18 protein-coding genes are annotated in these 19,833 nt (G+C 57.9%); 2 read left to right on the plus strand and 16 right to left on the minus strand.

Going from position 1 to position 19,833, the window contains the following annotated elements; genetic code table 11:
- Positions 1 to 58: 58 nt before the first annotated feature.
- The 4 genes from EPE01S_RS04100 to dsdA all read right to left on the minus strand — a co-directional run bounded on the left by EPE01S_RS04100 (position 59) and on the right by dsdA (position 3,852).
- A complete protein-coding gene (locus EPE01S_RS04100; protein ID WP_062743322.1) occupies positions 59 to 616 on the minus strand; it encodes a DcrB/PsbP domain-containing protein in 558 nt (185 codons plus the stop codon).
- A gap of 87 nt (positions 617 to 703) precedes the next feature.
- Positions 704 to 1,045, minus strand: coding sequence for a hypothetical protein (locus tag EPE01S_RS04105; RefSeq protein ID WP_062743323.1), 342 nt, complete (start codon positions 1,043 to 1,045; stop codon positions 704 to 706).
- A 120-nt stretch (positions 1,046 to 1,165) separates the two neighbouring features.
- A complete protein-coding gene (gene fabV / locus EPE01S_RS04110; RefSeq protein WP_062743324.1) occupies positions 1,166 to 2,365 on the minus strand; it encodes an enoyl-ACP reductase FabV in 1,200 nt (399 codons plus the stop codon).
- Between the two features lie 152 nt (positions 2,366 to 2,517).
- A complete protein-coding gene (dsdA, locus tag EPE01S_RS04115) occupies positions 2,518 to 3,852 on the minus strand; it encodes a D-serine ammonia-lyase (protein WP_373279661.1) in 1,335 nt (444 codons plus the stop codon).
- A 399-nt stretch (positions 3,853 to 4,251) separates the two neighbouring features.
- On the opposite strand from dsdA, the gene EPE01S_RS04120 reads away from it, so the two are divergent.
- Positions 4,252 to 5,526, plus strand: a complete 1,275-nt coding sequence (locus tag EPE01S_RS04120; RefSeq protein WP_062743325.1) for a Glu/Leu/Phe/Val family dehydrogenase — start codon at positions 4,252 to 4,254, stop codon at positions 5,524 to 5,526.
- Between the two features lie 444 nt (positions 5,527 to 5,970).
- On the opposite strand, the gene EPE01S_RS04125 is transcribed toward EPE01S_RS04120, so the two are convergent.
- The 3 genes from EPE01S_RS04125 to EPE01S_RS04135 form a co-directional block, all read right to left on the minus strand.
- Positions 5,971 to 6,396 carry a hypothetical protein gene (locus EPE01S_RS04125; protein ID WP_062743326.1) on the minus strand — a complete coding sequence of 142 codons (426 nt, stop codon included), beginning with the start codon at positions 6,394 to 6,396 and terminating at the stop codon, positions 5,971 to 5,973.
- 47 nt (positions 6,397 to 6,443) lie between these two features.
- Positions 6,444 to 6,890: a DUF441 domain-containing protein gene (locus EPE01S_RS04130; protein WP_062743327.1), complete on the minus strand. Its 447-nt coding sequence runs from the start codon at positions 6,888 to 6,890 to the stop codon at positions 6,444 to 6,446.
- A gap of 124 nt (positions 6,891 to 7,014) precedes the next feature.
- Positions 7,015 to 7,647: an aspartate/glutamate racemase family protein gene (locus EPE01S_RS04135; protein WP_062743328.1), complete on the minus strand. Its 633-nt coding sequence runs from the start codon at positions 7,645 to 7,647 to the stop codon at positions 7,015 to 7,017.
- Between the two features lie 253 nt (positions 7,648 to 7,900).
- Between EPE01S_RS04135 and hpxO the strand changes: the two genes are divergently transcribed.
- A complete protein-coding gene (hpxO, locus tag EPE01S_RS04140) occupies positions 7,901 to 9,058 on the plus strand; it encodes an FAD-dependent urate hydroxylase HpxO (protein WP_062743329.1) in 1,158 nt (385 codons plus the stop codon).
- A 25-nt stretch (positions 9,059 to 9,083) separates the two neighbouring features.
- On the opposite strand, the gene EPE01S_RS04145 is transcribed toward hpxO, so the two are convergent.
- From EPE01S_RS04145 to ssuD, 9 genes are all read right to left on the minus strand, one after another.
- Positions 9,084 to 10,289, minus strand: a complete 1,206-nt coding sequence (locus tag EPE01S_RS04145; protein WP_062743430.1) for an acyl-CoA dehydrogenase family protein — start codon at positions 10,287 to 10,289, stop codon at positions 9,084 to 9,086.
- A complete protein-coding gene (locus EPE01S_RS04150) occupies positions 10,282 to 11,745 on the minus strand; it encodes an MFS transporter (protein ID WP_062743330.1) in 1,464 nt (487 codons plus the stop codon). Before EPE01S_RS04150 ends, EPE01S_RS04145 begins: the two co-directional genes overlap by 8 nt.
- Positions 11,746 to 12,035: 290 nt before the next feature.
- The gene (locus EPE01S_RS04155) at positions 12,036 to 12,911 is read right to left on the minus strand and encodes a MetQ/NlpA family ABC transporter substrate-binding protein (RefSeq protein WP_062743331.1); all 876 of its coding nucleotides are present in this window, start codon (positions 12,909 to 12,911) and stop codon (positions 12,036 to 12,038) included.
- Positions 12,908 to 13,612 (minus strand): methionine ABC transporter permease, encoded by a 705-nt coding sequence (locus EPE01S_RS04160; RefSeq protein WP_062743332.1) that lies wholly within the window; start codon positions 13,610 to 13,612, stop codon positions 12,908 to 12,910. Before EPE01S_RS04160 ends, EPE01S_RS04155 begins: the two co-directional genes overlap by 4 nt.
- On the minus strand, positions 13,609 to 14,622 hold the full coding sequence (locus EPE01S_RS04165) for a methionine ABC transporter ATP-binding protein (protein WP_062743333.1): 1,014 nt from the start codon (positions 14,620 to 14,622) through the stop codon (positions 13,609 to 13,611). Before EPE01S_RS04165 ends, EPE01S_RS04160 begins: the two co-directional genes overlap by 4 nt.
- Positions 14,619 to 16,025, minus strand: coding sequence for an LLM class flavin-dependent oxidoreductase (locus tag EPE01S_RS04170; protein ID WP_062743334.1), 1,407 nt, complete (start codon positions 16,023 to 16,025; stop codon positions 14,619 to 14,621). Before EPE01S_RS04170 ends, EPE01S_RS04165 begins: the two co-directional genes overlap by 4 nt.
- A gap of 85 nt (positions 16,026 to 16,110) precedes the next feature.
- Positions 16,111 to 17,502, minus strand: coding sequence for an FAD/NAD(P)-binding protein (locus EPE01S_RS04175; protein ID WP_062743335.1), 1,392 nt, complete (start codon positions 17,500 to 17,502; stop codon positions 16,111 to 16,113).
- Complete coding sequence (gene sfnG, locus EPE01S_RS04180; RefSeq protein WP_062743336.1) at positions 17,495 to 18,586, minus strand: dimethylsulfone monooxygenase SfnG; 1,092 nt, start codon at positions 18,584 to 18,586, stop codon at positions 17,495 to 17,497. The genes EPE01S_RS04175 and sfnG overlap by 8 nt, the downstream gene beginning before the upstream one ends.
- Before the next feature lie 10 nt (positions 18,587 to 18,596).
- The gene (gene ssuD / locus EPE01S_RS04185; protein WP_062743337.1) at positions 18,597 to 19,769 is read right to left on the minus strand and encodes an FMNH2-dependent alkanesulfonate monooxygenase; all 1,173 of its coding nucleotides are present in this window, start codon (positions 19,767 to 19,769) and stop codon (positions 18,597 to 18,599) included.
- Between the last annotated feature and the right edge of the window lie 64 nt (positions 19,770 to 19,833).

Genomic DNA, 19,833 nt, shown 5'->3' on the forward strand with positions numbered 1-19,833 from the left:
CAGAAGGGACGGCCCCGTCAGGGCCGCCCCTTGTCACCGTTATTGACAGTATCGCGGCTTATTTAGCGAGGATATTGTTCACGGCGGCAGCGTGGCCGGTTTTGTCTTTGGCATTCGAGATCACCTGAATCACGGTGAACTTGTTATCTGCCGCAGACAGCAGGGTGGCCTGCTGGACGTTATTGCCATCCATCTTATCGGTAGCTTCGATATGATAGACTTCCAGGCCTTTAACGTTTTCTGTCTTTTCGCTGAGGACCTTATAGTCTGGCGAAGCCTGCTTCTGCTTGTCTTTGATGGATTTCATGCCATTAATGAAATCGGCATCTGTTGCGCCGCGACCGGCCACCGGAATGTCATCTTCACCGATCAACACAACGCGTTTCTGCGCCTTATTGACGTACATTTTGCCCGGGCCGCCGCCTGGAACAGGCTGTACTTCATAGCCTTGCAGATTGAAAGCAAGATGGTCGCCCAACAGTGAGACTTTCTGCGATGCGGCCGCATCTGCAGTGGTCGTTTTCGCTTCTGCCGCCACAGCAATATTTGCAGCACTGCTTAAAGCAACAGCCATACAGAGTGAACCAGCCAGAGTCATTGATTTAGTAAATTTCATTTAATCGACCTTCCATCTTCAAATTAAGTTTTATTGTATTGATATTACCGACAGTGAAACCATCAGATTACTCTCGAAAGAGTCAGGCTATTTGCCCAGCATTTCCCGAAGGCATAATCCTGCGCCAATTAAAAATAAAATTAACGGCCAGTAACGTACAGGAACAAAAAAGAATTTGTGCGTTATCTCTGCCTGATACATCGGACGACTGTCCGTCATCCTGGCGATGAGCAGCAAAACCGATTCTTTTTTAAGGAGATACACAAAAATGGATGACAGTAGCGCAGACAAAATGAAGGTCACGCCTGTCGTCCAGGAGTGGGCTGAATAATAACCGACCGACCATAAAGCATCAAACAGCCATTGACAGATGACGTAGGCAATGGAAATAAACACAGCAATAAAAAAACCGACGCCACTCCAGATCATAATAAAATTTGCCTTAAATAGCCAACCATCCTCACGGTGAATACTGAGTCTATTATATTCTCTCTAAATTGCCATAAAAAAGGGCAGCCCAGGGCTGCCCTTTTATTCTCCGTGACAGAATTACATCTGTACCAGATTTTTGATTTTCACATCAGGATTTACATCCGCGGCATAATCCACGCCGTCCAGGCCGAAGCCGAACAGATGCATAAACTCGGCTTTGTAACCGGCAAAATCAGAGACATCGTTCAGTGTTTCATCGGTCACGCTCTGCCACAGACGGGCCACTTCATCCTGCACTTCCGGCTGCAGCTCTTTGTAATCTGCACGCAGACGTCCGGTGTCATCCAGGATCGGCGAAGCGTTATAGAGACTGTCTTTAAACAAGCCGTAGACCTGCTCAATGCAGCCTTCATGGGTGCCTTTCTCTTTCATCACCTTGAACAGCAGTGACAGGTATAAAGGCATGACAGGGATAGCTGAGCTGGCCTGAGTGACCACTGCTTTCAGCACGGAAACGCGTGCGTCGCCATTGCCGTGAGCAGCCAGGGTATCGCGAATCGTCAGAACACGCTTGTCCAGATCCTTCTTGGCTTCACCGATAGAACCATTCCAGTAGATATCATGGGTGATTTTTTCGCCCAGATAGGTGAAGGCCGTGGTTTTAGCACCGTCAGCCAGCACACCAGCTTCCAGCAGGGCGTCAATCCACATCTGCCAGTCTTCACCGCCCATCACCGCCACCGTACCGTCGATCTCTTCCTGGCTGGCAGGCTCAAGCGCAACGTCGGTCAGGGTTTCTTTATCGGTGTTCAGACCGCGGGTCACCAGCGGCTTACCGATGGGCTTCAGGGTGGAGTTAAAGATTTCACCGGTTTTTGGATGGATGCGGCGGGGCGCAGCCAGGCTGTAGACGACCAGGTCAACCTGACCCAAATCTTCTTTGATCAGTTCAATGGTTTTCTGCTTCACGGCGTCAGAATAGGCATCACCGTTGATGCTTTTCGCATACAGGCCTTTTTCTGTGGCAAATTCTTCAAAGGCCGCAGAGTTGTACCAGCCTGCGGTTGCCGGCTTGGTTTCTTCACCCGGGCGCTCAAAGAACACGCCCAGCGTGTCAGCGCCACAGCCGAACGCAGCAGAGATGCGTGCCGCCAGGCCGTAACCTGTAGAGGCACCAATCACCAGCACTTTCTTCGGGCCGGAGGCGATCGCGCCCTGAGCGGTGACGTACTCGATCTGTTTTGCTACGTTCGCTTTACAGCCCTCTGGATGGGCAGTAACACAGATGAAGCCACGGATACGTGGTTTAATAATCATATTGACCTCAGTATATGAAACGCTAATGACCCGTCATGCTGTGGGTCGTCATTTTTCATGAAATAAGGGCGCTAGAATACCGTTTCTCTCGGTTCAGGCAAAGCCCGGAAACGCGCTTATCACACTGCGTTAGCGTTATCGCCGGCATTTGCTCAGAGATTAAGCGCCTTTTCAGCCTGCATCAGATACTCTGCCCTCTCCTTTTCCGGCACCATGCCGCCGCCCGTGGCCCACACCAGGTGGGTTGCCCCGGCCAACATCCCCATCCCCTGCTCCGCCAGCCGCTGTGGATGGGCGCTGAGACGCCAGGGGCCGCTCATCCCGGCCAGTGCAGAGGGTTCCAGCGCCAGTGATTCATGCTGCTGCATCAGCCCCAGCAGCGCATACATCTCCTGATCACTGACCGTATAAAAAGCACTGATCAATCGCTGCATCGCACGCCCCACAAAACCCGAAGCGCGCCCCACCGCCAGACCATCGGCGGCGGTCAGGTTATCAATACCCAAATCCTGAACGGCTATCCCGTCATGCAGACCGGTGTGGACCCCCAGCAGCATGCAGGGAGAGTGCGTCGGTTCAGCGAAAATGCAGTGTACGTGGTCACCAAAGGCCAGCTTGAGGCCGAACGCGACCCCGCCAGGGCCACCGCCCACCCCGCAGGGGAGATAAACATACAGCGGATGATCGGCATCGACCGTAATCTTCCGTGCCGCAAACTGCTGTTTCAATCGCTCTCCGGCCACTGCGTAGCCCAGAAACAGGTTGCGCGAATTCTCATCATCAATAAAGAAACAGTGTGGGTCGGCGGCCGCCTGGCGACGTCCTTCTGCCACCGCGACACCGTAATCCTGCTGATACTCCACCACCCTGACGCCACGGTCACGCAGCATCTGTTTCTTCCAGGCTCTGGCGTCGGCAGACATATGTACCGTGACATCAAACCCAAGACTGGCGCTGATGATACCGATTGAGAGCCCAAGATTACCGGTGGAGCCGACGGCGATGCGCTGCTGGCTGAAAAGCTGGCGACACGCCGGGCCGGACAGGCGGAGGTAATCGCCAGCGGTGGTCAGCAACCCGGCATCGAGAGCCAGTTTTTCAGCATGGGCCAGTACCTCATAGATCCCCCCGCGGGCTTTAATCGACCCCGAAACGGGCAGATGGCTGTCTTTCTTCAGCCACAGCCTGCCCGCCAGGGTGTGCCCGTAACGTTTATCCAGAACAGGTTGCAACTGGGGTAGCGCGCAGAGATCAGACTCAATTATTCCCTGCCATGGCCGGGTTTCCGGAAAGGTTTCCTTCAGCCAGGGAGCAAAACGCAGGAGCCGCGCACTGGCATCCGCCACTTCCTCACGGGTCAAGCCTACATGAGGGTAGGCCTCTTTTAGCGATGTGGCTCCGGGGTTAAACCAGGTAACCGGTTGTAATGAGCAAAGCTCATTAAGTAGTGGAAAATCCCGTCTGAGCCTTTCAACATCCATTAACATGGTGACTTCTCCTGTCATGGTTCACTAAGCGTACGTTTGCAGGCTGCGGGTCGCTCAACGCCCGCCAAAAGCCAAAGTTTGATCTCTTTCAAATTTTTGAAAAATATAAGAAAAATTCTGATATGCATTTTATCTGCATAATTACCGCCTGCCAACTGTCACCATAGCAGGTCGCTGCGGGGACAGCTGCTAACTATGCAATCAGGCTGTCAAAATCCTTCCACGCACCAGCATTTCACAATATTTTAAAAACTTTGAAACCTTTTTTTGATGTTAAATTATCCGCGACTTAGTGAGATGTACTGAGTCATCCACGGTATTACAGTATTTATAACTAAGCGCCACCCGCCCGCGACGTCATACGCCACACGGACAGGCGCTAAACAAAAAAGGTTTGTTATGGAAAAGCTCTCTTACGTTTCTGAAGGCAGCAAAACGGCCTGGTCAACTTACTTACAACAGATCGATCGTGTCGCACCCTATCTGGGTGATCTGTCGCGCTGGGTGGATACCCTGCGTCACCCTAAACGTGCCCTGATTGTCGATATCCCCCTGCAGATGGACGATGGCAGCATCCGCCACTTTGAAGGTTTCCGCGTACAGCACAACCTGTCGCGTGGGCCAGGCAAAGGCGGCGTGCGTTATCACCCTAACGTCGATCTTAACGAAGTGATGGCCCTGTCTGCCTGGATGACCATCAAATGTGCGGCCGTTAACCTGCCCTACGGTGGAGCGAAAGGCGGCATCCGTGTCGATCCGTTCAGCCTGTCAGAAGGTGAGCTTGAACGTCTGACTCGCCGTTATACCAGTGAGATTGGCCTGATTATTGGCCCACAGAAAGATATTCCGGCACCGGACGTCGGCACCAATTCTAAAGTGATGGCGTGGATGATGGACACCTATTCCATGAACCAGGGCACCACGATCACCGGCGTGGTCACCGGTAAACCCATTCACCTGGGCGGATCGCTGGGCCGTGAAAAAGCCACCGGGCGCGGGGTGTTTATTACCGGCCGTGAAGTGGCGCGCCGCAGCGGCATTGAGATTGAAGGTGCCAAAGTCGCCGTTCAGGGCTTTGGTAACGTCGGCAGTGAAGCCGCCCGCCTGTTTAATGATGCGGGCGCGCGCGTGGTGGTGATCCAGGATCATACGGCCACCCTGTTTAATCCGGCCGGTATTGACCTGGTCGCACTGAGCGAATGGCAACTGGCCAACAAAAAGATTGCCGGCTTCAGCGGTGCAGAAGTGATCGACGATGAGGCCTTCTGGGACGTGGAGATGGATATTCTGATCCCGGCGGCGCTGGAAGGTCAGATCACCCGTCAGCGTGCAGAAAAACTGCACTGCCGGCTGGTGCTGGAAGGGGCGAATGGCCCAACCTTCCCGGAAGCCGACGATGTGCTGGCCTCACGCGGCATCACCGTGGTGCCGGACGTGGTCTGTAACGCCGGCGGCGTCACCGTCAGTTACTTTGAGTGGGTTCAGGATATGGCCAGCTTCTTCTGGAGCGAGGGTGAAATCAACGAACGCATGGATAAGATCATGACGGAAGCGATGGTACATGTGTGGGAAAAATCGCGGGAGAAATCCTGCAGTCTGCGTACCGCGGCCTACATTGTGGCCTGTGAACGCATTCTGATGGCGCGTAAAGATCGCGGTATTTATCCTGGCTGATGCCTCTGCGGGGTGGAACGATCTGCCCCGCTACCCGTACTTATCTGCTTCCTTTCATCCTCTGATAGAACCTATCAAAACCCTCACCTGCTGCCAGCAACCCTTTCATAACTTTGATCCCCTTCAAAGAATTAATGTTTCATTCACATATTAAATGGAATTTAAATTCCCTTTACCTTACTGTCATCAGCATTGTTAGCGTTAAAAGCGCCTTTTTGTGCGCAACAACCAATCAGCAATGATATTAACCTATCATTATCATTGATAGAAATAAGTGAGTCTGCTGAGAAAGATCGTGATTCCGCTCAGGTATAACGGAGGAAATTAACGTTGTGGCCGGGGAGGATCGCTGAAGCATACGCTGGCGGCTTGACGCACGCGGGATACATTGAAGTAGGGTTGGCAGGATGACTGGCAGGCAACAGATGTTGCCTGCCCTTTTTTTCAGGCTTTGGTGATGCCCGCTTCGGCTTCAGCCTGCTGGTAACGTTGTATGAAGGCTTCGTTCTCCTCCACCAGGCGCAGCGCCGCTTCAATCAGCTCATTCTGCACCAGGGTCGTGGCACCCTCGCTGGTTTTCCAGTGAATGTACATCACACACAGCGCGGCAACCTGCAGTTTATCCCCTTCGTCATTGCTGCCATCAAAGCCATATTCCGCCAGCGACCAGTGGTAAACCGGCACGACAAAGGGCATATCACCGCTTTCGTCCAGCTCCGGCAGCGTCGTGAACAGTGCCACCATCTCCGGCGTCGCCTCATAGTTCTGACGGCCGATGGCATCCATCTGGCGGCCGTGGGCGCGGGTTTTATTCGCCTGTTTCTGCTTAAGTTTGGCGCGTTTGTTACGTTTATCCTGTTTTGTGCTCACACGTTTCTCTGTCTGTAAGAATGATGGCGGCAGGATAACATATCCGGTCAGGATTTCCCGATCATCAGCGACACCAGGCCTGCAGCAATGAGCGGCCCGACGGGCACCCCACGGAATAAAGAGACCCCTATGATCGTCCCAATCAACAGGCCACCCACGACCGTAGGCTGACTGCTCATCAGTGTCACGCCGCGTCCGCCAACCCAGGAAACGAAAATACCGACGGCAATAGCCAGCAATGACTTCCAGTTCAGGAAAGAGTGCATCAGGGTGGTTGCGGGCAGCGTTCCGCTGGCGATGGGAGCCATCACCCCGATGGTCAGGATAATAATGCCGACGGTTACCCCCTGCTTCTCAATCCAGGGAAACGTCTGTTGTAGCGGCGTCATGCGGATAGCCACCAGCACCAGCAGCGCAATAGTGACCGTCATATTGTGGCTGAAGTAGCTCAGAGCGGCGAGGAATAGCAGTATGGCGAGGGACAGATCGAACATTATCATCTTCCTGATATCAGTGACATAGCATCTTGTGTTAACAGCATAAGCATTTTCCGTAGCGACTCTACTGTTTTTTCCCTCTTTGTCGCAATCCTATACTGCCGCCCGGCCGGGGCGCGTTTTACAGTACCGCCTCCAGCGCAGCCTGCAGACTGACCTGAGGGACGGTAAGTACCGCCAGCGTGCTGTTAACACGTTTCTCCGCGCCGCTCATGGAGGCCTGCGCCAGCACGATGCAACCCAGCGCGCACTCCGGGCGCTGCTGAATATAGTCGGCGATCTGTTGATGGTACCCCTCAATATCTCCCGCGTTAAACCAGGCCCAGGCGCGGGGAACCAGCTCAACATAAAGCCGGTCGCCTGGTATAAAGGCGCTAAACAGGTCGGTGGTAGCCGCCAGGGTCGACTGGGCGGTACATAACACCAGGATGGTACCGTGATAGCGCGAGGCCACTTTCGCCAGCGTCGCATCCACCCGCAGCACCGGCTTGCTGAACGCCGCCTCCCAGACCGCCACACCCAGCGTAGTACAGGTGACAATCACCGCATCGGCCTGCTGACACAGCTCTTCAATGGCGCGGCGCGTGGCGGCAATAATGTCTGGCGTGACGCCCTGCTCATCCTGCGTCTGCGCAAACAGATCGGCCTCAACGCGGTGCAGCAGCTGCACATCATCGTAATCCAGCGTGTTCAGTGCCTGTTCGAAGACCTCAATATTACTCCGGGCGGCGTGCAGGCAGGCAATAATGGTCATATCCATCTCTCTGAAGGGGGCAGAAGGTTACTTTGGCAAAAATCACAGAAATTACCAGCGTAACCGTCAACAACTGAACAAAAGTTGCAACGGTTACGCACAAAACCGGTGCACTGCATCATTACAGCGCTGCATCCTGCTGCAACCTTCGTTTCACCCTGCCCGCTGCGCGGTCTGCAACGCCCTTATACCCGTCATCAGAGAGTGGTATGGAAATTGCTTTATTTCCGGGAAAGAGGCGAAGGAGAATCAGATGAAAGCAATCATTATTGGCGCCGGCATCGGTGGGATGTGTACCGCGATCGCACTAAAACGCTGCGGAATCGACAGCGAAGTGTACGAAGCCGTTAAAGAGATCAAACCGGTCGGTGCAGCGATCTCCATCTGGCCTAACGGTGTCAAATGCCTGAATTACCTGGGGATGAAAGAGGCGTTGCGCGCGATTGGCGGGCCAATGCACACCATGGCCTATAAGGATGCTTACAGCGCAGAAACCCTGACGCAGTTCAGTCTGGATCCGCTGGTGCAGGCTGCAGGTGAGCGCCCCTACCCGGTAGCACGTGCTGAACTGCAGGGCATGCTGCTGGATACCTGGGGGCGTGAGCAGGTGCAGTTTGCCAAACGCGTGAGTCACGTGGAGCAGTCTGCTGAAGGTGTCACGGCCTTTTTTGACGACGGTACCCAGGCTCAGGGCGATTTACTGATCGCCTGCGACGGCACCCATTCGGTGATCCGCCAGTCAGTTCTGGGCTACGTTGCCGAACGCCGCTATGCCGGTTACGTCAACTGGAACGGGCTGGTCGAGATTGATGAATCCCTGGCGCCCGGCAATCAGTGGACGACCTTTGTCGGAGAAGGCAAGCGCGTGTCGCTGATGCCCATTGCCGGGAATCGGTTTTACTTCTTCTTTGACGTACCTTTGCCGAAAGGGTTAGCTGAAGATCGCCGCACCCTGCGTGACGACCTGACCCGCTACTTTTCCGGCTGGGCCGCGCCGGTGCAGCAGCTGATTGCCCGGCTTAACCCCGACACCACTAACCGCGTGGAGATCCACGATATCGAACCCTTTACCCGGCTGGTGAAGGGCCGCATCGCGCTGCTGGGCGATGCGGCCCACAGTACCACCCCGGATATCGGTCAGGGTGGCTGTGCGGCCATGGAGGATGCGGTGGTGCTGGCAATGACCTTACAGAGCCACTCGCTGGGCATAGAGGATGCCCTGCTGCGCTACCAGCACAGACGCGCAGACCGGGTCAAAGACCTGGTGCTGAAAGCGCGTAAGCGCTGCGATGTCACCCATGCCAAAGATCCTGCCGTGACCGCCGAGTGGTATGCCGGTCTGAAACAGGAGTCCGGAGAGCGGATCCTGAGCGGGATGAGTGAAACCATCCAGGGTGGCCCGCTGGCGTAACCCTGGTGGCCCACTGCCGGGGGCCTTACTCCCCGTTGCCAATCTGCCAGATAAACGTCGGATCTGTCCCGTTAACCTCCCAGTCTCCGACGTTGCGCATTTTATAAATCACCGGGTTATGGGATGCCACGGTGCGCGCGTTACGCCAGTGGCGATCCAGCGCCTTACTGGTGCGGGTGTCCGACGCGCCCAGCGCGTTAAACAGCTCACTGGCCGCCCGTGGGATCAGCTCGCTGGCAATCACCTGCGCCTGCGCTGACGCCAGTTCAGCCCGAACGTTGGCCTGGCGGATTAGCGCCTCATCAGCGCTGTCATGCACCTCGTAAGCATACTGAAGGGCGTGAGTGGCCTGCTGTGCGCTGGCTTCCACCGCATACGCCCAGCTGGAGATCTGCCCGACCACCTGCAAAACCTGTACGTCGTGTTTCACCTGCGTGGCATTGCCGTGGCTGTAGATCCGTCTGCGGCTGGCAACGCCTGCGGCCGCATCACGCTTCACCGCCCGGCCAATCCCGGCCAGGGTGGCCAGTAAAACATGCTGATAAAACGCAGTCTGATAACGAAAACGTTCGCTGAAGTCATACACGTGGGCCTGCTCCACTTGCGCCTGGCGGAAACGGGTTGTTCCGCTGCCGGTCAGCCGCTGGCCGAAGCCGTCCCAGTCATCCTCACGCTCGACCTCCTGCTGATGGGTGCTGACCAGCGCGATCACATCACGGCCATTGTCTTCCCGCTGCGCGTAAACGTCGATCCAGTCCGCATACAGGGTGCCGGTGCTGTAAAACTTCTCACCGGACAGTTGCCAGCCGCTGTCCGTCGGTGACACGCGGGTCACCACCTCTCCCAGTCTGAGGTTGCCGATCTCCGTCCAGCCACTGCCCACCAGCTCTCCGTCGGCAAAGCGGCGAAACCAGCGTTGCCGCCCTTCGCCGTCCGGCTGATTCAGCCGGTCTTCGACAAAGGCGAAATGGGCCCGCAGCGCCTGCGGCAGATTGGAGTCGGCTTCGGCCAGTTCCGTCAGCAGCTGGAAAAGCTGCGGTAGCGTGGCGCCAAAGCCCCCCTGCGCCTGGGGGATCCGCAGCGTGCCAAACCCGGCTTCCTTCAGCCAGCGGACAGGCTCCAGTGGCAGAGTACGGTTCACTTCACGTGCCACCGCGCCAGCGGCAATGCGGTCAAATACCGGGCGGAAACGGGCGGCAAGGGTCGGGTAATCAGGGGGCAGTTCAGACATGGGCATCTCCATTTTCAGCGGGGTCATCGATGTCCTGCCGGGTCGGCTCGAAGCGGACCGCCAGCAGGAAAATAATCGGAATAATGGCGGCCAGCGAGACAATCCAGAACATATTGGTGCCAAAGGCGGCCTGTAAAATCGGCAGAATAAACAAAGCCAGCGCACTGCCAACGCCGGACAGTGAGCGGCCAAAGCCGACGCCGGTGGCACGAATATGGGTCGGGTAAGAGAGTGCCGGATAGATCATCATCTGCGCCCCCGGGCCAAAGCCCTCGGCAAACAGCCACAGGCCGAGCATCAGAATGGCAAACCCCACGCCGGCGGCGGCCGTCGGGTGCCCCACCAGCGCCAGCGAAATCAGGGCAATAAACTGCAGGCCAAAACCGGCAATGGCCACGTGACGCGACGGATACTTCCACGCCAGCCGCATCCCCAGCAGGCCGCCGGTAAAGGCAAACAGCGCATTCAACCCCAGCGACGCCGACAGGGTTTCAAATACACCCGCACCAAGAAACCGGGCGAGGATCGACGGCAGGAAAAACGCAATCGCGGTGTATTCAAACGAGATACAGATATTCATTACGGCAGTGACCAGCGTGCGTTCGCGGTACGGTTTCTGGAACAGCACGCGAAAACTGACCCTGGGGGGCGTGGGTTTTACCGGTGCCTGCCCGTCCGGTTCAGCCGCGTGGGCGGTAATGCCGTAGGCATCGCGCAGAATGCGTGCTGCCCCCTTCAGGTCTCCCTGATTAGCGGCCCACAGCGGCGATTCATTCATAAATTTGCTGCGTACCGCAATGATCAGTAGCGCAGGAACCGCGCCAAACAGCAGCGAGGCGCGCCACAACCAGTCAGCGTGTTCTGCAGGCAGCAGAAAGTAGAGCGCAAAAATAATGAAGAAGCAGGCGGATGACGCGGCGTACCACATCGGACACCATGCCGCCAGCCGCGCGGCTTTGTTACCCTTCCCGCTAAATTTTGAGAATTCGGCCAGGTAGGCCATGGCGACCGGCAGATCGATGCCGACGCCAATCCCCATCAGGAACCGTGCCCCGATCAACACCCAGACGTTGGGTGCCAGCCCGGCGGCAATAGCAGAGACCACGAAGAACAGCATATCGGCCATAAACACCGTGTAGCGACCGTATTTATCGGTCAGCCAGCCGCCCAGCAGGTTGCCGGCGATAGTGCCGATCATGATCGATGAAGTGACCAGCCCGGTAATGACTGGCGTCAGACCGAACTCTTTCACCACATCGTCAATACCGTATGACAGTGTGGTCAGATCGTAGGCGTCGAGAAATACGCCGCCCAGCGCCAGAAAAACAATCCAGCGCGCATAACTGTTTTTACGCGTGCTGGAATTAATTAACCTGGCGACATCACTGACGGATCGAACCGGTGTTGAATCGGATGGCGGTAATGTCATGCCATCGTCAATATTTAATGTACTCATATTATCCCCGCTTCCTATTATTTTAATGACAGAAAACACAACGTTTATAAAGAGAATGGTGAGTCATAACAAACAAGGAAAAATGATTTCATTGTGCAGTAACGTCATAAGCCTTTAGCGCTGAATTTAACCAAACTTGTCATTAAATAACGTAAATCCCCCTCTATCACTGACAGAGGGGGGGAATATAAATAGCACGACACTGAAATAAATAAGCCGGATAAAACCTGAAAACCCCCGTATCACCCGCGAAAACATAACCCCTTGAATTAAAATAATTTACAGTGTTGTCATTTTAATGATACGGGAACCAGCACCCCCTGAACTAGCGGATCGCGGGTTTCTTTCAACCACTGCTGAACACGTGGGTCGGCAAACGCTTTTTTTAATTTGATAATATTTTCATCATTTAAATAAGGCGTACCAATCACCAACTGTGAGGCAAACGTCTGCGGCGCCGGCGGGAATAATATGCCTTTACTGCGGGAAACTTTCCCGGCATCAAACTGTGCCACATAACCAATAGCGGCATCCACCGAATTTAAGGCGCGCGGCATGGTTAACAGATCGAGTTCTTTAAAAGTGAAGTGATGCGGATTCTCTTTTATATCTTTCAATTTTGCCGTTCGCGGCTCGACCGCCGGATTAAGACCAATCAGTCCGATACGCTGCAACAGCCACAGCGCCTGGGCCTGGTTAGCGCCGTCGTTCGGCACGACAATGACCGCCCCGTCGGGTAAATCGGCGACTGATGCGTAGCGATCCGAGTAAATGCCAAATGCCCACTGGAACAGCGGCAGGGTTGGGGTCAGAGCGAATTTATTGGCCTCCACCACCTGCTTCAGCCACCACTGATGCTGATAAACTGTGGCGGCGTACTGGCCTTCAGCCACTGCCCGGTCGGCCTGCACCGGATCCTGTAGTCCGACCGCTTCCAGCCTGATGCCATAATCCGGGGCGATATGCTGGCCCACATAGTCGATCAGGCGCTGTTCTCCGGCCATCGCCGGTTCATAGTGAACTTTTAGCGTGGTGCCAAAGGTCACGCTGTGCCGCTGCTGGAAGGTGAAATACCCGACGCCCGCGCCGATCAGCACCATAGCCAGTATCCCTGCCGGCCAGCGCCAGGCTTTCTTCTTTTTCAGTTCAAATTTCGGCTGCGTCATGATGCGTCTTTCCCCTGCCCGTGTTGAAGTGCGGCAACCACGCGGTCGCCAGTAAACTGAATGAGCTGAATCGTGCCGATCAGCACCAGGATGGTGGCGACCATGATGTGGTTGTCGAAACGCTGGTAGCCATAGACCACCGCCAGATAGCCGATGCCACCCGCGCCAATCGTGCCGGCAATCGCGGAATATTCGATCATTGAGATCACGTTGAGGGTAATGGCGGCAACAATCGCGGGCAGCGCTTCACTCAGCTGCGCGCCCGCGATCACCTGCCAGCGTGAGCCGCCGGAAACCAGCCCGACCGCCGTGACGTCAGCGGGCAGCTCGCGCAGCGCATTTTCCACCAGCCGGGCAAAGAAGGGCGTACCGGCAACAATCATCGGGATCACGGCCGCCGGAATACCGATAGTGGTACCGGTCAGCCAGAAGGTGAATGGAATGATCGCGGCCATCAGTACCAGGAATGGCAGAGAACGGCCGATATTCACCAGCCAGCTCAGGCTGCGGTTCAGCCCCGGCTGCGGGAACAGCCCGCCACGAGAGGTATTGAACAACACCACGCCCAGCGTTCCGCCCAGGCTGATGACAAACAGCATCACGATGCCGACCATCAGCCAGGTTTCGCCGTAGGCAGGCAGCATCAGCAGATGGATCTCGTTCCAGGGGGTGTCCTGGCTGGTGACATCAATGGCTTTCATCCGGCCTCCTGTAAGCGGGGACGCTCCGCAATGATCTGTGCCCGGATGCCCATGACGGCCAGCGCGTCGATCAGCACCTGCGGGTTCAGCGGGCGCTGGTTAAAGCGCACCGCGATCTGCATCCGTCCCGCCAGCTGCCCTGACACCTCTTCCAGGTGTGCCGCCAGCAGATCCACCTGCAGGTCATAGTGCACGCTCAGTTGGCTGATCCAGTCGGTGGCCAGCGGTGGCGCGCAGGTCAGCCCCAACAGCAGGTCGCCGCGCCCCTGAAGCGGGCGCAGTGGAAACAGCTGGGCGGAAAGCGAAGAGTCTGGGGTACTGAGCAACTGGTGCAGCGGCCCGTGCTGCACCAGCCGGCCGTCGCGGATTTCCGCCACCGCATCGGCGGTGCTGCGCACCACATCCATTTCATGGGTGATTAACACAATCGCCAGGCCAAACTGCTGACGTAACTGTTTCAGCAGCTGCAGGATCGCCCCGGTTGCCTCAGGATCCAGCCCTGACGTCGCTTCATCGGCCAGCAGCACGGCGGGCTTCAGCGCCAGGGCGCGCGCAATGCCAACACGCTGACGCTGGCCGCCCGAAAGTTGTGCCGGATAATGATGTGCTTTATCCGACAGCCCGACACTGTCCAGCAGCTCACCAACATGCCGCTTGATCTGCCCCGGCACCACGCCCAGCCACGCCAGCGGCAGGGCCACATTCTGCCAGGCCGTTTTGCGCTGCAGCAGCGCCGATGACTGAAATACCGTGCCGATAGCGCGCCTTTCCCGCCGCAGTGCAGCACCGGACAGGCGCGACAGATCCTCACCGTTGACGCGGATGCTGCCGGCGTCCGGACGCTCCAGCAGGCTGATACATCTGGCCAGCGTCGACTTCCCGGCTCCGCTCGGCCCTACCACCGCCGTGATGGATGCGGCGGGCACCGTCAGCGAAATCCCCTTCAGCACCTCCGTTCTGCGGCCGTCGGCTCCCTGATAGTGCTTATGCAGCCCGTCAATCTCTATCATGGCGTCACCCCGTCTTTAGCGGTTGTGGGTGATTCGGTACGACGATAAGTCGCTCCGGGGTGCGGTACTTCCAGCCGCGGGCCACGGCCGAACAGCTTTTCGCGCAGGGTCCCCGACTGATACTCTTTTTTATAGACGCCGCGCTTTTGCAGCTCGGGGATCAGATGTGCCACCACGTCACTGAAGGTTTCATGCGTCACCGCGTAGGCCAGGTTAAAACCGTCAACGTCGGTCTCGTCAACCCAGCTTTGCAGCTCATCGGCCACGGTCTGCGCGCTGCCCACCAGCAGCGGACCAAACCCACCGATCCCCACCCAGTCAGCCAGCGCCTGCACCGTCCACTGGCGGTCGGGATCGGCCGTAGAGAAGGTCTCAACCGCCGACTGAATGGCATTGGTATGCAGATGCTTCAGAACCTGATCGGGCTGGTACTGGCCGAAGTCAATGCCGGTCCAGCCGGAGATCAGCGCCAGCGCCCCCTCATAGCTGACGTAGCGTTTGTACTCCTGCCATTTGGCCTGCGCCGCTTTATCCGTCTCATCGACAATCACCGTCTGCAGGTTAAAGATCAGGATGCTGCGCGGGTCACGCCCGGCCGCTGCGGCACGCTGACGAATATCTGCCACGGTTTTTTTCAGCAGAACCTTTGACGGCGCGGCGACAAATACACATTCGGCGTGTCCGGCGGCAAACTGTTTACCCCGGCTGGAGGCCCCGGCCTGATACAGCACTGGCGTGCGCTGCGGCGAGGGTTCGCACAGGTGAATGCCCGGCACCTGGAAAAACGTGCCCTGATGGTTCACCGGGTGGATCTTCGTCGGGTCGCTGAAGATGCGGCGCTCGCGGTCGCGCAGGATCGCCCCGTCCTCCCAGCTGCCCTCCAGCAGTTTGTACACCACCTGCAGGTATTCGTCCGCGTAGTCGTAGCGGGCGTCGTGATCGGTCTGCGACTGATGGCCGATATTGCGTGCGCCGCTCTCCAGATAGGAAGTGACAATATTCCAGCCAATGCGCCCGCGGGTGAGGTGATCGAGCGTCGACAGCCGGCGGGCAAAGGGATAGGGGTGCTCAAACGACAGTGAGGCGGTCAGACCGAATCCGAGGTGTTCGGTGACCATCGCCATCGGCGTGATCAACGCCAGGGGATCATTGACCGGGACCTGGGTGGCATTGCGGATCGCGGCGGCGTTATCGCCATTCAGCACGTCATAGACGCCCAGCACATCGGCAATAAACAGGCCGTCGAACCTGCCTCGCTCCAGCAACCGGGCCAGATCGGTCCAGTAGCTGAGGTCTTTGTACTCCCAGGAGCGATCGCGCGGATGCGCCCACAGGCCCGGCGACTGGTGGCCGACGCAGTTCATATCAAAAGCATTGAGGCGAATTTCACGTTGTGAAGACATAGTACGCTCCGAATTTTACACGGCCGGATCCAGCCCGTCCGCTGCAGGAAATGTTTTATCAGGGGATTAACGTGGCGTTATGGCATCAGGCGGGACATCGCTCCGCCTCTGACCCCAGCAGCTGCCGGGCGACGCTTTCGGCATGCTCGGCCACCTGCGGCAGTCCCATCAGCTCACCAAAATAAGCACGGGCGGCAGGGCCGGCGACATAGAGATGAGGATTGACCCGGCCATCGGCCCGCAGCGTTTGCGACCGGGCATTGACCTGAATGCCCAGCCCCAGCGGATCGGCCCGCACCACGCCTGCGGAGGCCAGCTGGTGCAGCAGCGCATCGCTGTGCAGCAGCCCGCCGTGTGCCGGGCCGGTGGTGATGATCAGGCGGTCAACCGTCAGGCGTTGTACCTCCCCCGCGCGCGGCTGCAGGTGCAGTTCGATTTCGTCCCCGGCGGCCGCGACGGACGTCAGGCGTGCGGCCAGTACGCGCAACTGACCGCACTGCTGCTGCTGGGCCAGCACGGCGCTGACCTGCGGCGCGATGCGGTAACGATGGACGTCCCACCACGGACGCAGATGGCGCAGAAAGCGCTGCTGTTCCTGCAGCGGCAGTGACTGCCAGATGCGCTGACCGTTCAGACGGATATCATCCAGCACCAGCTGCCACGGCAGGCCCTGGCCTGCGGCATCAGCGACCTCGCGGCGAATGCGGCGCAGCCACGCCAGCACAGTGACCGGGTCGCTGTGAGTATATTCCAGCGGCACGGGGTCAAAGGGGCCACTAAGATTGGGGCGTGGCAGCAGACCACGGCGGGAGAACGCCACCACCGGCCCCCGGTGTCCGTGACGGTGTAACGTTGCCACCACGTCTGACATACTCAGCCCGCTGCCCATGATCGCCACCCGTTCACCGGGGCCGATCCCGGCAAGAGCATCCTGCCGCCACGGGTCAGCAACCAGGCCCGCATGGCCTTCCAGCGCCAGGGCCACTGCCCGTGGCAGAGCCGGGGGCGGATGACTGATCGCCAGCACTACCGCGTCTGCATGAAGTCGTTTTCCCAGGGCCGTGTGCACCACCCCGTGCTCCAGTGCCACGGCGCGGTCGCAGAGATGGTGCAGCCGCACCGGCGAGTGCAGCTGCTCACGGGCAAAGCGTTCCGCGACATACGCGCCAAACTGCCCGCGCTGCGGATAGACGCTGCCATCCTGCCAGCGCGCTTCCGGGTCAGACTGACAGGCCGGAGAAGCACGGAACCAGCGGTCAAAATCGCCCTTTTCTGCCGCCGACAGCTGCATACGGTCGGCGGGCACGTTGATGCGGTGCGACGGGTCACGGGTACCGTAAGCCACGCCGCGCGCCAGCTGAGAACGCGGTTCAATCACCGTCACCGTCAGCCCGGCGTGACCGAGCCTGGCCAGATGGATGGCCACCGCGGTGCCGGTAAAGCCGCCGCCGACGATAACGATATGACGTTCAGCCATGATGCTGCTCCCGCTGCTGTTGCTGCTCCAGCTCGCGCACCAGTGGGATCACCTCGCGGCCAAAGAATTCAACCTCTTCCTGAAAATGCAGAAAGCCCAGCAGCATCAGGCTGACGCCAGACGCTTTCAGTGCGACAATGCGCCGGGCAATCTGTAACGGCGTACCGATAAGATTGGTTTTAAATCCGTCGTTATACTGCACCAGATCCTCCAGCGTCGATTTCGCCCAGTTACCTTCCCCTTCCGGCGAGGCACTGCCGGCATTTTTGACTTCGTCCCGGAACCCTTTTACCGCATCCGGGTTGGCCTGGTCGAGGATCTGTTGCAGTACCTGCTGCGCTTCCTGCTCGCTGTCACGGGCAATCACAAAGCCGTTAACACCCACTTTCACCTGATGCCGGTTCTCTGCAGCCTTCTGGCGGATATCTTCCACCTGCAGGCGAATGCCCTCCGGCGTATTGCCGTTGGTGAAGTACCAGTCGGACACACGCGCCGCCATATCCCGCGCCGCACGGGAGCTGCCGCCCTGGAAGATTTCGGGCTGTGGATCCAGCGGTTTGGGTTTCAGGGAATAGTCGCGGTAGCGATAGAAATCCCCGGCGAAGTTAAACACGTCCTCCTGCCAGATGCCGCGCAGGCAGCGGATAAACTCTTCTGAGCGCCGGTAGCGCTCGTCATGATCCAGCCACGGCTCGCCAATCGCGTTGAACTCGCCGCGAAACCAGCCGCTGACAATATTAACGGCGATGCGCGCCCCGGACAGGTGGCTGATGGTGGCAATCTGTTTGGCGGCCAGCGTCGGATTCCACGGCCCCGGCAGCAGCGCCGCAATCACCTTCAGTTTTTCCGTTGCCCCCAGCAGCGCCTGTGAAAAACTGACCGACTCATGCTGGTTATCCGCCCCGTAGCCTGCGGTAAAGCGGATCTGCGTCAGGGCATAGTCGAACCCGGCTTTTTCAGCTATCTGCGCCAGCTTACGGTTGTATTCAAAGTCCCAGCCGGTGCGCTGAGGGATATGGCTGATCACCAGGCCGCCAGAAACGTTCGGCGCCCAGTAGGCAAATTGTATCGGTTGTTGGCTCATCGTCTCTTCCTCAGCGGCTACGTGCCGGGTTAACCGGACGGCGGTCGCCACCGATGGTTTCACCAAACGGCCCGGTATTGATCGTACGCTGGCGCGGATCGCGGTTCGACGCCAGCGGCAGCAGCGGCATCACCAGCTCGGCAAAGCGGTGGGCCTCTTCCAGGTGCGGATAACCCGACAGAATAAAGTTATCAATCCCCAGCGCCTGGTATTCACGGATGCGATCCGCGACCTGTTGCGGGCTGCCCACCAGCGCCGTTCCGGCGCCGCCGCGCACCAGGCCCACGCCAGCCCACAGGTTGGGGCCAATACGCAGACTGTCGCGGGAACCGCTGTGCAGCGCACTCATTCGCGCCTGCCCGGTAGAGTCCATACGGGCAAAAATGGTCTGTGCCGCCGCAATCGTCTCCTCATCAAGGTGGGCAATCAGACGGTCGGCAGCCGCCCACGCCTCCTCTTCAGTTTCCCGCACAATGACATGCAGCCGGATGCCGTAACTGAGCTGACGGCCACGCTGTTCGGCGCGCTGGCGCACCACCGCCAGTTTTTCCGCTACCTGCGCCACCGGCTCCCCCCAGGTGAGGTAGGTATCAATCTGATCTGCCGCCACGTCGATGGCCTCATCGGATGAACCGCCAAAATAGAGCGGCGGCCCGTCCGGCTGCACCGGTGGGAAGAGGATCTCGGCCCCCTCGACGCGAATATGCTCACCGTGGAAGTCGACTTTCTCCCCTTTCAACAGGCGGGTATAGACCTCAAGAAACTCACGCGTTACCTGATAGCGATCGGCATGACTGAGGAAGATGCCGTCCCCTTTATTTTCCACCGGGTCCCCCCCTGTCACCACGTTGATCAGCAGCCGCCCTTCGGAAAGGCGATCGAGGGTGGCAGCCATGCGGGCGGCCAGGCTTGGCGGCTGCAGGCCAGGGCGAACGGCAACCAGATAGCGCAGGCGTTTGGTGATCGGCGCCAGCGCGGCGGCGACCAGCCAGGCATCTTCACAGCTTTTACCGGTGGGGATCAGCACCCCGTAATAGCCGAGGTTGTCGGCTGCCAGCGCCACCTGCTGCAGATAGGGCAGATCGACCGGGCGACCGCCTTCAGTGGTGCCGAGATAGCGTCCGTCCCCGTGGGTCGGAAGAAACCAGAATACGTTGATATTGTCCTGTGCTGACTCGCTCATTATCCGCTTCCTATATAACTATATCTGAATTTATTCGTTAGATACTTTCGCTTTGGTTATAAAG

Source organism: Erwinia persicina NBRC 102418 (assembly GCF_001571305.1).
GTDB classification, from domain to species: domain Bacteria; phylum Pseudomonadota; class Gammaproteobacteria; order Enterobacterales; family Enterobacteriaceae; genus Erwinia; species Erwinia persicina.